A 13,127-nucleotide genomic window follows, 5' to 3' on the forward strand; every position below is an offset into this window, starting at 1 on the left:
GGAGGGCCGGGATGACGACCGTGCAGGGGCGGCAGGACACCAGCGTCGCCGACGCGCTCGCGCGGCACCGCAAGGGAACGAGAATCAGCCACGGTGAGGGCTTCCGTGCCCGTGCGGATTTGTGTCGTGTCGCTGCGGTCGCCCGGCTCGACGGGTCGTGCGACCTCCAGGCGCTCAGAGCGCCTTCCGGCCGCCCGACCCGCGGCCGTGGTTGAGGTCAGGGCGGTGACGGTGATCGCGGAGGTGTAGGCCGCGATCATCTGCTGCGCGAAGGGCCCCGGGGATTCGTTCCCCGGGGCCTTTGCGCGTCCGGCGTCAGGACGACGGGGGCGTGAAGACGCCGAAGGTGTTGCCGGACGGGTCCTGCAGGTAGGCGAACTTGAGGCCCTTGCCGGTGGTCAGCGTCGGCATGGCCACCTTGCCGCCGGTCTTCACGGTCTGGTCGCAGACGGCGTCGACGTCCTCCACGAGGACCAGGAACATCGCGTGGTTGCGGGACGCGTCCGGCTCGTGGGAGATGCCGCCGGACGGCACTTCGGCGCCCGGGTAGCTGACCAGGTCGTAGCCGTCGCCGTCGGCCCCGAAGTTCCAGCCGAACATGTCGCCGTAGAAGCGGCGCGCCTCCTCCGGCGCGTCGGTGCCGATCTGGAACCACGTGACGGTGTTGAACGCGGGAACAGTCATGGATCTCCTCTTTCGAACGCTGCTGCCACCAGCGTGGAAGAGCCCCGCGACAGCCCCCTGTCGGAGTTTCCGAACGAATTCTCGAAACGGAACTCCGCCCACACGATCGTGCGGTCGCCGTCCGTGCGGTAGCCCCAGCGATCCGAGAGGGCTTCGACGACCCGCATGCCGCGTCCGCTCTCGGTGCCGTCCTCCGCCTTGACGCGCGGGCGCCTGCCGTCCGCCCCATCGTCGGCGACCTCCAGGCGGTGGACGCCCTCCCCCGCCAGCAGGCTGACCGTCACCCAGCCGCCGTCACCCGAGGCCGTATGGGTGATGGCGTTGCAGACGGTCTCGCTCCCGACCGTCATCAGGTCGTCCAGCCCGGGATGGCCCGGCGGCAGCATGTCCCGCAGGAACCGCCGCGCGTTCCGCACCGACCGGTGGACGCCCGGCAGCGTCACCGCGCCGAGCACGACGAGTTCGCCGCTCATCACCCCGCCACCCACGACACTCCACGCCGGGCCGCAGTGGGCGGCGCCTCCCGTCTCGGCGGGGTTCTTCTCGTCTCGGGCGCTCCCATCGTGCGCCTCCCTTCGATTCGGAGTCGCCCGCCACACTCACCGCCCGAAGCCCTCGTGTCCTAGCGCCTGAAGGTTCTCCGACTGAACGTTCAACCGGCCGCCATTCCGTGTACGGATCGCCACACTCGGTGACACCCTTGAAAGATGCCTTCCGGGAACGCCCCCACCGTTCGCCAGCGCCGGATCGGCTCGGCGCTCCGCAAAGCCCGCGACCACCACAACCTGACCGTCGCCACCGTGGCCCGCCGCTTCGGCCGCTCCCAGGGCTGGATGAGCATGGTCGAGAACGGCCTCCAGGCCATCGCCCCCGAGGAACTCAGCGACTTACTCGACCTCTACGAGATCGAAGACGGCCCCCTCCGCGAATCCCTCCTCCACCTCGCCACCCACACGCCAGGTAAGTGGGTGCGGGAACGAGAGGGCCGCATCTCCGCCGCTGCCCTCGACCTGGCCAGCTTGGAAGAGGACGCCGCAGAGATTCGCACCTTCCAGCCCTGCATCGTCCCCGGGCTCCTCCAGATCCCCGACTACACCCGTGAACTCATTACCGCAGGACCTATCAAGCACCCGCGCAATGCCAAATGGCTTGTCGACTTTCGGGTGTCACGCCAGCAGGTGCTGAACCGCCCCGACCCGCCTCGTTACGTACCGATCATCGCGGAGGCGGTCCTGAGCAACCGGGTCAGCAGCGACCCCGAGATCCAAAGAGCACAGATTCGGAGGCTGGCCGAAGTGGCTCGCCTCGATCACGTGGATCTGCGCGTGCTCTCCAGCAGTGCCAGCAAGTATCTGTGGCTTGCCAGCCCCCACCATCTCATCTCCTTGCGTCCGCCCGGCCGTCTCACCGTCTCTGTGGTCGATCATTTTGCCCAGAGCATTTTCGTGGAGGCCGAGGACAAGGTCGCAGCGCATGTGGAGACATTTGAGCTGCTGCTTTCGGCCACTCTGGACAGGACCGCTTCGCTGAGACTCATCGACGAGATAGCGTCGCAATCATGAACACTCCTGAGCTGCCCCGCTCCCTCTGGCGCAAGAGCACCTACAGCGGCGGTGACGAGGGCGAATGCATCGAGCTTGCCCCTCTTGAGGGTCGCGTGGGCATCCGCGACAGCAAGAACCCGTCCGCCGGGCACATCATCCTCACACGCCAGACCTTCGCCGCCCTCCTCACTCGCCTCGCCGCACGGCCATGACCACCCCGCCCTACTGGCGCAAGAGCACCCACAGCGGCCCAGACGAAGGCGAGTGCATCGAAGTTGCCGACCTCGACGGCCACATCGGCATCCGCGACAGCAAGAACCCCGCCGCCGGACACCTCACCCTCACGCGCCAACGCTTCACCAGCCTCCTGGTCCATCTGGCATCCCGGCCATGACCACCACAACTCGCTAGCGCAGGAGCAGGGCCGAAGCGCGGCCACCGCAAAAGTGGCGAGACCCGAGCCCACCGGAGCTGAAACCGACGGGCTCACGGCGCTCGTCCTCGTCTTTCGGCACCGCCGGCCGGACGTCCTGCAGACGTCCCCGGAGACACGCTCCGGGCAGGAGTAGGCGGCTGGTCTTCGGTGCCCAGGAAGCTCAGCGCCAGCGGAATGTGACACCGAAGGTCCCCGTTCGCCCGGCAACGTCCCCGCGGGTGGCGCCACGCTGGCCGCGCTCGTGGAAGGCCCGGGCACGTCCGGGGGCGAGGTCTTGCGCCGCGGCCGCCCTGCCAGCGACCCGTCCAACCAGCGCCAGCGACCCGTCCAACCAGCGGCAGCGCCTATCGACACCCGGTGGCGGAGGCGTAGCCCGCAGTTCGGCCTCGACTACTCAGCAGAGACTGATCTGAGCAGCCAAGGGTCAGTAGGAGTAGCCCGCGAACTTCCCCGGTATGCGTTTGCCATCCATGGCGGCCTCCGGACAGACGGTGCGCCAGGACTGCTCCACCCGATCAAGCTCTGCGGAGTTGAGCCCGGCCCAACGGCTGGTGAACTGCCGGCCCGCGATCCGCAGCCGCAGTGTCGCAGTTCCCGCTCCCGGGCCGAGTAGCGACGGATGGTCGGGGTCGTAGTCGTGACCTCGGTGAGTGATGTGCACCGTGTGCACCATGTGGGGGTCGTGGTCGGCGGTCCGCCCGTTGGCGCGGTGCAAGCGGATGCGGCGCATGCCGTCGTCGACGACGGTCACCCGGACCAAGCGCCGTCGGTCCCGCAGCCAGTAGGCGGTGCTCCAGATCGCGTGGAGCGACGCTCCGCAAAACGCCGCGACGGAGACGAACGGCTCGCCGCCCAGCCATAGCAGGCCGCCGAAGCCGGCGAGGGCGGCCGCCGCCACGACATGGCGGAGCCACCGTAGGCCCCAGCCGTTCCGGTCGGCGGCCTCCCAGAGCAGGTCGTCCTCAACACGCACAAAGACCATCATCGCCCCGCGTCCGGGCTTGGCGCCAGGAACGCCTCCGCCCCTCCACGCCATCGCCATGAGCCGGAGGACGACGACAGCGATCCGCAGGACTGGCACGGCTTCTCGGCTGAGGTCCCCAGTCTTACCCACCCCATCGACACGGAACGGGCGTGGGTGCGGACGTTGGCGGAGCTCATCGGGAAACGTTTCCGGTAGGCGCGACAGAACCCCCAGGCGTTGGTCACATTAAGAGGAATGCCCGACTTCCATAAGCATGCACATCAGATTCCACCTTCTACGGATTTTGCCTATCCTCGCAGTAACAATAATCGGTCTTCAATTTCGCATCTATTAGCACACCTGCTCGATATACTCTGTGCATGTGTTCGGTCACGGATATGGATCTCGGCGTGGCGTCCACCCAGGAACTGGTGGACGCCGCCGTCGCGATCGCCGCCGAACTCGCCAGCCGCCCCGCCCCCGAGTCCGCTGCGGCATGCATGAGACTCGCCGAGACGCTAGCCGCAGCGTCCGACGCCCACGAGGCCGCGTTGGCCGGGTTCGTCGCCCAGGTCGACGCGACCGGCGAGACGCACCGGTGGGGGTTTCCGTCCACGCAGACGTGGCTGCGGTCCCGGCTGGGCATGCGCGATGCGCGCGCCAAGGAACGCGTCAACCTGGCCCGCCAACTCCACCGGCTCCCCACCGTGTCCGCCCTGCTCTCAAGCGGTGAGTTGTCCTACGGGTACGCCTCAACGGTGGCCGACGCCGTCGCCCGATTGGATGATGACGACTGCGCGAGGGCCGAGACGCTGCTGCTGGAGAAGGTCGGGCAGGGGTTCTCGGCGGGGAAGGTGGCGGTGCTTGGACGGCGGATCCGCGAGGTCATCGCCGAACGCGACGGGCAGGAGACAGCTCCCGATGACGTGCAGCGCGGGTATGAGCGGTCCTGGATCACCGGAACCCGCTCCCTCGACGGCGGCCGCTACATCAACGGCTGGCTGAACGCCGAGGACGCCGCCGTCTGGGACGGCACCCTGGGCCCGCTGACGAAACCCGCCGGGCCCGATGACCACCGGGACTCGGCCGAGCGGACGGCTGCCGCACTGAGCAGCGTCCTGGCCGGTGGACACAAAGCAACCAAGGTCACCCTCATCTGCGACCTGGACACCCTCACCGGCGGCCAGGCACCCGCCCGCCTCGCCGACGGCACCCCGATCCCGGCAGCTCAGGCGCGTCGCCTCGCCCTGGCTGCCGGAGTCTCACCCCTCCTGCTGGGCACTGGCAACACGCCCCTCTACCTGGGACACAAGGTCCGGTTCGCCACCGCAGCCCAACGCCAGGTCCTGGAAGCCCTCTACCCCACCTGCGCCGTCCAGGGCTGCGAAGTCCCCGGCACCCTGTGCGAAGTCGATCACGTCAACGGATGGGCCCTCGGCAACAGCCCAACCGACATCGACAAACTGGCCCTGTGCTGCGGATGGCACAACCGCTACAAACACACCAACCCCCAACAGATCCGCACCACCCACGACCCCACCGGCCGCTACACCTACCAACTCCTCCCACCACCCGACACACGGGCAACCACCCCGCCAATCACCGACCCACGAACAACCGACCCCCGCACAACCGACCCACGAACAACCGACCCCGGCGCAACCGAGCCCGGCGCAACCGAGCCACGAACAACCGACCCCCGCACAACCGAGCCACGAACAACCGACCCCCGCACAACCGACCCCCGCACAACCAACCCCCGCACAACCAACCCCCGCACAACCGAGCCACGAACAACCGAGCCGCGTGCAACCGAGCCACGGGCAACCGAGCCACGAACAACCGAGCCACGAACAACCGAGCCGCGTGCAACCGAGCCGCGGACAACGCAGCCGCGGACCGCCGACCCACCCACAGCCCTCGGCTGGGCCGCCTGACCAGCGGCGCGCAGACGCGGGGCTACGACAGACCGCTCCCGGCCCGGACGGGCAGCAGCATGGTCGTGGCGTGCTTACTTCCCCCAACCACGCGTCCCCGCGGTCGCGATGCTCTTGTCCGCCATGGGCTGCGCTGCAGTATCGACACTGCGCCCGACCACACCTTCCTGCCCTGGTCCGAGATCACTGCCTTGCGGCTCACGACGTGGCGCGGGCAGCAACTCCTGGTGCTCGATCTCGCGCCGGGCTCAGCGCCAGCACCTGGGTGTCTTGATCTCCGGTCGGCGCCAGACGGGCCCCGTCGCCCCCCTTGCGCCCCGCGCCCGGCGGCTCTGAACAGAGCCCCCCTTCCCTTCATTCGGGACACAAGGACCCAATTCGGGCATTCTGCTAATCTCTGTGGGCGTGACGCAGAGAAAAAGTTCGCATATACCCCTTCTCCTAGTCGTTGTAGCGGCAGTGGTCTCGTTCCTAGGAGGAATCAGCGCAGCGGTGCTGGCTGCGGTTACCGACCTGGTCTCGGCCGAGACGGGGTGGCTCGCACTTCAAGCCGGAATCATCGCCACCGTGGTGCTTTCCTTCACGGGGTTCATGTTGTTCGGCCGTGAGGCCAAGAAGGTCCAGGCGGAGATCGACCGGCGTTTCGCCGAGCAGGGAGTTCGCGGAGCAGCCCGTGTCGTCAACTATCAGGTGCCCAACGCGAACACCCGCAGGAACCGCCTCATCATGCACATGGAGTTGGAGCTGGACATCCCACAACGAAGCGAGCCGGCCCGATGGTATTGGGGAGTGGTGTCCTCCATCGATATCGCCCGACTGACCACCGCAGAGCGTCTTCCTTGCTTGGTGATGTGGGACGAGCAGACGTTCGTGCGGCTGTATCCACGTCAGGACATCGCGGCACCCCGCCTTGACGGCGAGCACATCGACCTCGCCCCGAGGTCAGCCTGACCCCCGTCATCGATCACAGCGCCCTCCGCGAGCCCCTCACCCACCTTGCCCCCACAAGCCACCTCACAGGTACGGCTCGCAAGTGCCGCATCTCCACCGCCGCGCCTGACCTGGCAGGCCTCGACGAGGACGCCGCCGAGATCCGTAACTTCAAGCCCGGCATCGTCCCCGGGCTTCTCCAGATCCCCCAGTACACGCGGGAACTCATCACCGTCGGCCCTGCCGAAATATGCGCGCAACGCCAAGATGCTGGTCGACTTCCGGCTGCCCGCCAGCAGGTACTCAACCGTTCGCACCCGCCTTGCTACATGCCGATCATCGCGGACGCGGGAGACGTTCGAACCGTTGCGGTCAGCAGCGCTGAACCAGACCGCTTCGCTGAAACTCATCGACGAGACAGCGCCGCAATCATGAGCGCTCCCGAACTGCTCCGGTCCCCTTGGCGCAAGAGCAGCCACAGCGGCGGCGCCGAAGGCGAGTGCGTCGAGATCGCCGACCTCGACGGCCGCATCGGCATCCGCGACAGCAAGAACCTCACCGCCGAACACCTCACCCTCACCCGCCGACACTTCACCAGCCTTCTGGCCCATCTGGCATCGCAGCCGTCTGATGGATGAGGCGGTCGGGCCTACCTGGCGTCACGCCGCGAGGAGATGCGTCAGGCCATGCTCGATTCGATAGTTGATTGACCTGGGTTAATGCTCACTAGAACCTTCGGTCAGGTAGGAGGTCTACGAACCGAAAGCCCAGGTCCCGCCGCCGAGTAGTCGGTTCAAATCTTCCGCGACCTGTGCGAGGAGGTCTTCTCCAAAGACGACAAGGGTTTGTTCGACGTGGTGGCCGAACGTGCCCAGGCGGGCATCCGCGGTGGTGAGGAACTGGAACTCCTCGTCGGCGATGGCGCTTCCCGGCCAGGACGGTTGTCCGGGGCCGCCGACGCGGTGCGGGTCGAACTCCCATCCGTTGAGGTAGGGACGGTGCTCGTACACCCATTCGCCCGGGCGGACACAGGCGCGCAGGCCGCGTTCGATGACGCTTTCGGCGGCCGCGATCGCCGGGTCGTCGCGGCCGCCGAGCAGGCCGTAGAACCAGCGGTCCGAGTCGGCCGGCGCACGGTAGCGTCCTCTGCCGCTCTCATAGTCGAAGCCGACGCGGGCCTCGCAGAGGCGCGCGATCCGTCCGGCCTCACCGTTGTAGAGCGAGTGCCTCGCGGGCGGGGTCACCGCGGGTTCGCCCGGCGGGTTCCAGTGGTGGGATCGTACGGTCCGTCACCTCACGGAATCCGGTGGCGAGCAGGACGTCACGCACCTCCCCGTCGGCGTCGGCGACCAGGAATTGCTTGGGCGGCGACCGGAACCGCCACAGCGGCAGTTGAGCCAGGAGGTCGGGGCGGGCTGCGGTCAGCCCTCCGATGACGGCGTAGGCGGTGTCGGAGACGTTTTCCAGCCAGCAGGCCGCGGTGACCATTCCGCAGCGGGTCAGCACACGGACCTCGACGTCCCAGTACGGGATGGAACGCATTGCGTGCCAGTTCGCCAAGGGGACCCGATGCGGGCCGGTTCGGGCCGCAAGGTCGAGTGCCTGCTGCGCCTGTGGTTCGTCCCACCGGACCGATCCGGCTTTCCCCTCCGGTTCCGGCTCGGGGAAGTCGAGCTCGGCGACCTCACCGACCAGGACACTGCGCTCCCAACCTGCGGAGAAGCCGGCCGTGTCGAGCACGGCGCTCAGGTGGGACGCCGCTACGTCGTGGTGGAACACGCGCCACTCCACCGGTTCCGCACGTGCGGCCGCGGACGCCTGCACCTGCTCGGCAAGCCGTACGGCCGAAGCCGAGCCCTCCGCGTCCAGCGGGGGATGGTCAACGACGCAATGGGTGCCGTAGTGCGTGAGGTTCAGCGGACCGATCCGCTCTACGACGGTGCCGATCCGCGGAGGCATTCGAACGTGGCCCCGCAGGGTGCCGTCATGCTCAGCCCGGAGCCGCCCCACATCCAACGCCACGCTGGCATTCAATCAGGACGATGCCCGAGGAACCATCACTTAACGCCCGGCTCTCGGTTGTCCGTAGGCCCTCCACAGCGGCTTGTAGGTGTCGCCGTGCGGCTTACCGCTCGCGCGCCTTTGCTGGGCCATTCAAGTTCCGCCGTCTCCTCAGCCGTCTGGTTCACCGAGCCTGAGCGGAGGCTGTGCTTGTTAGGTCAGTTGGGGGTGCCGGGGATTACTAGGCCTGACTCGTAGGCGACTACTACGGCCTGGGCTCGGTCGCGCAGGCCTAGTTTGGCGAAGATGCGGGTGACGTGGGTTTTGACCGTTGCCTCGCTCAGGTGGAGGTGGGCGGCCAGTTCGGTGTTGGACAGGCCGCCGCCCACCAGGCGGAGCACCTCTTTCTCGCGCGGGGTCAGGACGTCCAGGCCCTGGGGCTCAGGGGCGGGGCGGGCGAACCGCTCGACGAGGCGGCGGGTGATGGAGGGGGCGAGCAGCGCGTCCCCGGTTTCGACCAGCTGCACCGACGCCACGAGGTGTTCGGGGGTGACGTCCTTCAGCAGGAAACCACTGGCTCCGGCGGCGAGCGCGGAATAGACGTACCGGTCGAGGTCGAAGGTCGTCAGGATCAGTACGCGGCACGCCGGGTCGTCGGCCAGGACGCGGCGGGTGGCCTCCAGGCCGTCCATGCCGGGCATCCGGATGTCCATCAGCACCACGTCCGGCCGCAGCCGCCGCGCGGCGGCGACCGCCTCCAGCCCGTCGGCTGCCTCGCCGACCACCTCGATCCCCGACCTGCTGAGTATCATCCGGAAGCCGCCGCGCACCAGTGTCTGGTCGTCGGCGATCAGCACCCGCGTCACGGCCGCTCCAGGGGGATCCGCGCACGCACCCGGTAGCCGCCGCCCAGCCGCCGCCGCGCGTCGAGGTCGCCGCCGTACACCGCGACCCGTTCGCGCAACCCGGCCAGGCCCCGGCCGCCGCTGCCCTCGGGTGGGGCGGGGCCCGTCCCGGTGAGGACGCTCGGGCCGGTGTTGAGCACCTCCAGCCGCAGGCTCCGCGTCCCGTAGCTCACCGTCACCTCCGCCGTCGCCCCGGAGGTGCCGTGCTTCAGCGCGTTGGTGAGCGCCTCCTGGACGACGCGGAAGCCGGTCGCGTCGATCCCGGCGGGGAGCGGGCACGGTTCGCCGGTCACCCGCACGTCGACCGGCAGGCCAGCGAACGCGATCCGGTCGACGAGGGTCCCCAGGTGCGCCAGCGACGGCTGCGGGGCGAACGCCTCACCGTCGCCGTCCGGGGCGGGCGCGAGGACGCCGAGCAGGTGCCGCAGCTCGGTCATCGCCTCCCGGCCGGTCCGCTCGACGGCCAGCAGCGCCTCCTCGGCCTCGCCGTCGACGCCGTGCCGGGCCGCGCCCGCCTGCACGACCATGACGCTGACGCTGTGGCTGACGATGTCGTGCAGGTCCCGGGCCACCCGGGCCCGCTCCTCTTCGACGGCCCGGCGTGCGGCGCCCTCGCGTTCGCGTTCCAGCAGCCAGGTCCGCGCCCCGAGCACGGCGCGGCGCCTGCGCCGCTCCCACAGGGCCCATGTGCACGGGATCGCGGCGAGGAGGGGCACGAGCCACGCAGGCAGCATCCGCCCATCCTGCCGCCAGACCCGAACGGAGCGCATCATCCCGGCGGTCCACGGCCGTGCATCCCTCGGTTGACCCGGCCCCGGAGTTACCTCCAGGACCTGACGCGCGGGCGGGGGCGCGGCTCGTACCGTCACCGGCATGGAACTGATGGTCCAGCTGATGGACGTACGCAAGGAGTACGGCGAGACCGCCGCGCTCGCCGGGGTGAGCCTCGACATCCAGGCCGGTCAGGCCGTCGCGGTGATGGGCCCGTCGGGGTCGGGCAAGTCGACCCTCCTCAACATGATCGCCGGCCTGGACCGGCCCACCGCGGGCACGGTCGTGGTGCGCGGCGAGGACATCACGGCGATGGGAGAGGCCGAACTGGCCCGGTACCGGCGCCGCCGCATCGGCATGGTCTTCCAGTTCTTCAACCTGCTCGACGACCTGCCGGTGCTGGAGAACGTGATGCTGGCCGCGCAGCTGCTCGGCACGTCGCGCAAGCAGGCCCAGGCCCGGGCGATGGAGCTGCTCGACGAGCTGGGCATCGCCGACCGCCGCAACGCCTACCCGGTGGTGCTGTCGGGCGGGGAGCGGCAGCGGGTCGGCGTCGCCCGCGCGCTGATGAACCGGCCCGCCCTGCTGCTGGCCGACGAGCCGACCGGCGCGCTCGACTCGCGAGCCGGCGAACAGGTCATGGACCTGCTGCTCGACCTCAACCAGATCGGCCAGACCCTGCTCATCGTCACCCACGACGAGCGGCTGGCGACCCGGGTCGCCGACCGGGTCGTCGCGTTCGAGGACGGCCGCGTGGCCGCCGAGGTGACCCGGTGAGGGCGGTGTGGCAGGCCGCGCGGTTCGCGGTGCGGCGGCGCAAGCTGCAGACGTCCATCATCTCGCTGGTGCTGCTGGTCTCCACCGGGACGGTCGTGCTCGCGCTGGGCCTGCTCGCCACCGTGGACGGCCCGTACGACAAGGCGTTCGCGCGGCAGCACGGCGCCCATCTGACGGTCGCCTACGACCCCGCGAAGGCGACGGCCGCACAGGTCGCGGCATCGGCGTCCCGGCCGGGCGTGACGGCGGCGGGCGGCCCGTACCGCTCGCAGGTCGTGAACGTCCCGGAGGAGACCGACCCGACGCGTCCGGGGCTGCTTCCGCCCGGCCCCCTCACGGTCGTCGAGCGGACCGTCCGCGACGACGACCCGGTCGACCGGCTGGCGCTCAGGAGCGGCCGCTGGGCCGCCGCCCCCGGCGAGATCGTGCTGGGCACGGACTACGCGCGGTTCCCGTTCGACCCGATCGGGAAGAAGGTGACCTTCACCGACGGGCGGACCTTCACCATCGTCGGGATCGGCCGGTCGATCACCCGGTCCGCCCAGGCGTGGGTGGCGCCCGGGCAGCTGACCGCCCCGGACGGCCTGCAGATGCTCTACCGGCTCGCCGACCCGGCCGCCCCGGCCGGCACGGTCACCGCCGGGCTGCCGGCGACCGCGAGCCAGAGCTATCTCGTCTCCCGGCAGCAGGCCACCGAGGCCGGAACGACCGTCATCCCGTTCCTGGTCGCGTTCGGGATCGCCGGGCTGCTCGTCGCGGTGCTCGTCATCGCCAACGTGGTCAGCGGCGCCGTCGTGTCGGGGTTCCGGCACATCGGCGTCCTCAAGTCCCTCGGCTTCACGCCCGCCCAGGTCACCGGCGTCTACCTGGTGATGATCGCGATACCCGGGGTGGTGGGCAGCCTGATCGGGATCGCCGCGGGCAACGTCCTGGCCGGGACGGTCACCACCACGCTGGGCGATTCGTTCGACCTGCCGACCGCCAGCGGCGTCTCACCCTGGGTGGACGTCCTGGCCTTCACGGGCGTCCTCGCGGTCGCCGTCGTCACCGCGCTGGTGCCCGCCGTCCGGGCGGGCCGGATCCCGACGGCGGTCGCGGTCAGCGCGGGCGCCGCGACGCGGCGGGGCCGGGCCCTGCGGGTGCAGCGGGCGCTGGCCCGGACACGGCTGCCGCGCCCGGTCAGCCTGGGCCTGGGCCTGCCGTTCACCCGTCCTGGCCGCACCGCGCTGACCGTCACCGCCGTCGCGTTCGGAGTGGCGGCGGTGACGTTCGCCGCCGGCCTCAACCGGTCCCTGAGCGCCTACCTCGCCGACGCGGAACTCACCGGGACCGTGCAGGTCCTGGTCTTCGCCGACGGCGACCGGCCGGTCTCGCTGGCCGGCCGGCCCGGCACCGCGAAGGTCGCGGCCACGCGCTTCGAGCAGGCCCACGTTCCGGGGTTCGACCGGCCGGTGCAGGTCAAGGCGTACCAGGGGGACGTCGCCGACCGGCACGGCTACCGGATGGTCCACGGCCGCTGGCTCGGCGGACCGGGCGAGGCCGTCGTGGGCGACCCGTTCCTGAAGACCGGCGGCAAGAAGATCGGCGACACCGTCGTCGTCACCGTGGACGGCAGGAAGGCCGCACTGCGGATCGTCGGGACGGCGCTCGTGGACGGCGGCGACACCGTCCTCACGGACTGGGCGTCCCTCACCTCGCTCCTCGGCCGCGAGAAGCCGGCGCAGCCCTCGGAGTCCCCCGGCCCGCGCCCCGGCAGGGTGACCTCGCTCCTGGAGGTCGGCCTCACCCCTGGCACCTCCCCCGAGGACTACGCCGCCGCGCTCGAGGCGGACGGGATCCCGGCCAGGCCGGCCGCCGAGGGCATGGAGTCCGGCCAGGTGATCCTCCTCGGGCTCCTCACTCTGCTGACCCTGGGGCTGACCACGGTCGCCGGGCTCGGGGTGTTCAACACGGTCGTCCTGAACACGAAGGACCGGGCGCGCGACTTCGGCGTCCTGAAATCGCTGGGCGCGACACCGCGGCAGGTCCTGACGGTCGTGCTCGCGTCCATGGCCGTGCTCGGCCTGGTCGGCGGACTCATCGGACTGCCGCTGGGCCTGGCCGCCCACCATGTGGTGATGCCGGCCATGGCCGGCACCGGCGGCCTCGTCCTCCCCTACGGCCTTCTGGAGATCTTCC

Annotated in this window: 16 protein-coding genes and 1 pseudogene; 9 read left to right on the plus strand and 8 right to left on the minus strand. The window is 69.9% G+C overall.

All coding sequences use genetic code 11. The features are described 5' to 3' along the window. The 3 genes from AB0C69_RS25170 to AB0C69_RS25180 form a co-directional block, all read right to left on the minus strand. Positions 1-260 (minus strand): hypothetical protein (locus AB0C69_RS25170; protein WP_360357571.1); only part of this gene is annotated, 260 nt, incomplete at its 3' end. 55 nt (positions 261-315) lie between these two features. Next, on the minus strand, positions 316-684 hold the full coding sequence (locus tag AB0C69_RS25175) for a VOC family protein (protein ID WP_360357573.1): 369 nt from the start codon (positions 682-684) through the stop codon (positions 316-318). After that, a complete protein-coding gene (locus tag AB0C69_RS25180; RefSeq protein ID WP_258939347.1) occupies positions 681-1,157 on the minus strand; it encodes an ATP-binding protein in 477 nt (158 codons plus the stop codon). The genes AB0C69_RS25175 and AB0C69_RS25180 overlap by 4 nt, the downstream gene beginning before the upstream one ends. Positions 1,158-1,391: 234 nt before the next feature. Between AB0C69_RS25180 and AB0C69_RS25185 the strand changes: the two genes are divergently transcribed. Genes AB0C69_RS25185 through AB0C69_RS25195 form a run of 3 tightly spaced genes read left to right on the plus strand, consistent with a single transcriptional unit; the run spans position 1,392 to position 2,622 of the window. Beyond that, on the plus strand, positions 1,392-2,246 hold the full coding sequence (locus AB0C69_RS25185; RefSeq protein ID WP_353832776.1) for a Scr1 family TA system antitoxin-like transcriptional regulator: 855 nt from the start codon (positions 1,392-1,394) through the stop codon (positions 2,244-2,246). Then, positions 2,243-2,440 (plus strand): DUF397 domain-containing protein, encoded by a 198-nt coding sequence (locus AB0C69_RS25190; RefSeq protein ID WP_360357574.1) that lies wholly within the window; start codon positions 2,243-2,245, stop codon positions 2,438-2,440. The genes AB0C69_RS25185 and AB0C69_RS25190 overlap by 4 nt, the downstream gene beginning before the upstream one ends. Then, the gene (locus AB0C69_RS25195) at positions 2,437-2,622 is read left to right on the plus strand and encodes a DUF397 domain-containing protein (RefSeq protein WP_360357575.1); all 186 of its coding nucleotides are present in this window, start codon (positions 2,437-2,439) and stop codon (positions 2,620-2,622) included. Before AB0C69_RS25190 ends, AB0C69_RS25195 begins: the two co-directional genes overlap by 4 nt. 466 nt (positions 2,623-3,088) lie before the next feature. Here AB0C69_RS25195 and AB0C69_RS25200 read toward each other — a convergent pair whose 3' ends face one another. Next, positions 3,089-3,637, minus strand: a complete 549-nt coding sequence (locus AB0C69_RS25200; protein ID WP_360357577.1) for a hypothetical protein — start codon at positions 3,635-3,637, stop codon at positions 3,089-3,091. A 371-nt stretch (positions 3,638-4,008) separates the two neighbouring features. Here AB0C69_RS25200 and AB0C69_RS25205 point away from each other — a divergent pair, with 371 nt between their 5' ends. From AB0C69_RS25205 to AB0C69_RS25220, 4 genes and pseudogenes are all read left to right on the plus strand, one after another. Beyond that, entirely contained in the window at positions 4,009-5,565 is a 1,557-nt protein-coding gene (locus AB0C69_RS25205; RefSeq protein WP_360357579.1) for a DUF222 domain-containing protein, read from the plus strand. 492 nt (positions 5,566-6,057) lie between these two features. After that, positions 6,058-6,516, plus strand: coding sequence for a hypothetical protein (locus AB0C69_RS25210; RefSeq protein WP_360357581.1), 459 nt, complete (start codon positions 6,058-6,060; stop codon positions 6,514-6,516). A 110-nt stretch (positions 6,517-6,626) separates the two neighbouring features. Then, positions 6,627-6,824, plus strand: a pseudogene (locus tag AB0C69_RS25215) (Scr1 family TA system antitoxin-like transcriptional regulator); the annotation flags it as partial. Further along, a complete protein-coding gene (locus AB0C69_RS25220; protein ID WP_360357582.1) occupies positions 6,825-7,133 on the plus strand; it encodes a DUF397 domain-containing protein in 309 nt (102 codons plus the stop codon). A gap of 114 nt (positions 7,134-7,247) precedes the next feature. On the opposite strand, the gene AB0C69_RS25225 is transcribed toward AB0C69_RS25220, so the two are convergent. The 4 genes from AB0C69_RS25225 to AB0C69_RS25240 form a co-directional block, all read right to left on the minus strand. Then, positions 7,248-7,739: a DUF2716 domain-containing protein gene (locus AB0C69_RS25225; protein ID WP_360357583.1), complete on the minus strand. Its 492-nt coding sequence runs from the start codon at positions 7,737-7,739 to the stop codon at positions 7,248-7,250. Beyond that, on the minus strand, positions 7,702-8,517 hold the full coding sequence (locus AB0C69_RS25230; RefSeq protein WP_360357585.1) for a hypothetical protein: 816 nt from the start codon (positions 8,515-8,517) through the stop codon (positions 7,702-7,704). Before AB0C69_RS25230 ends, AB0C69_RS25225 begins: the two co-directional genes overlap by 38 nt. A gap of 197 nt (positions 8,518-8,714) precedes the next feature. Continuing rightward, on the minus strand, positions 8,715-9,362 hold the full coding sequence (locus AB0C69_RS25235) for a response regulator transcription factor (RefSeq protein WP_345178611.1): 648 nt from the start codon (positions 9,360-9,362) through the stop codon (positions 8,715-8,717). After that, on the minus strand, positions 9,359-10,135 hold the full coding sequence (locus AB0C69_RS25240; RefSeq protein WP_360357587.1) for a histidine kinase: 777 nt from the start codon (positions 10,133-10,135) through the stop codon (positions 9,359-9,361). Before AB0C69_RS25240 ends, AB0C69_RS25235 begins: the two co-directional genes overlap by 4 nt. A 139-nt stretch (positions 10,136-10,274) precedes the next feature. Here AB0C69_RS25240 and AB0C69_RS25245 point away from each other — a divergent pair, with 139 nt between their 5' ends. Then, positions 10,275-10,949, plus strand: coding sequence for an ABC transporter ATP-binding protein (locus AB0C69_RS25245; RefSeq protein WP_345178613.1), 675 nt, complete (start codon positions 10,275-10,277; stop codon positions 10,947-10,949). Further along, positions 10,946-13,127, plus strand: a 2,182-nt coding sequence (locus AB0C69_RS25250; RefSeq protein WP_360357589.1) for an FtsX-like permease family protein, incomplete at its 3' end; no start/stop codon positions are given. The genes AB0C69_RS25245 and AB0C69_RS25250, both read left to right, overlap by 4 nt.

Source organism: Actinomadura sp. NPDC048032, assembly GCF_040653175.1.
Lineage (GTDB): Bacteria > Actinomycetota > Actinomycetes > Streptosporangiales > Streptosporangiaceae > Spirillospora > Spirillospora verrucosospora.

Coding starts and splice junctions, on each gene's coding strand:
- AB0C69_RS25195 (WP_360357575.1), top strand. CDS start 2,437: ATGACCACCCCGCCCTACTGGCGCAAGAGCACCCACAGCGGCCCAGAC.
- AB0C69_RS25240 (WP_360357587.1), bottom strand. CDS start 10,135: ATGCTGCCTGCGTGGCTCGTGCCCCTCCTCGCCGCGATCCCGTGCACA.
- AB0C69_RS25190 (WP_360357574.1), top strand. CDS start 2,243: ATGAACACTCCTGAGCTGCCCCGCTCCCTCTGGCGCAAGAGCACCTAC.
- AB0C69_RS25245 (WP_345178613.1), top strand. CDS start 10,275: ATGGAACTGATGGTCCAGCTGATGGACGTACGCAAGGAGTACGGCGAG.
- AB0C69_RS25180 (WP_258939347.1), bottom strand. CDS start 1,157: ATGAGCGGCGAACTCGTCGTGCTCGGCGCGGTGACGCTGCCGGGCGTC.
- AB0C69_RS25205 (WP_360357579.1), top strand. CDS start 4,009: ATGTGTTCGGTCACGGATATGGATCTCGGCGTGGCGTCCACCCAGGAA.
- AB0C69_RS25175 (WP_360357573.1), bottom strand. CDS start 684: ATGACTGTTCCCGCGTTCAACACCGTCACGTGGTTCCAGATCGGCACC.
- AB0C69_RS25220 (WP_360357582.1), top strand. CDS start 6,825: ATGCCGATCATCGCGGACGCGGGAGACGTTCGAACCGTTGCGGTCAGC.
- AB0C69_RS25185 (WP_353832776.1), top strand. CDS start 1,392: ATGCCTTCCGGGAACGCCCCCACCGTTCGCCAGCGCCGGATCGGCTCG.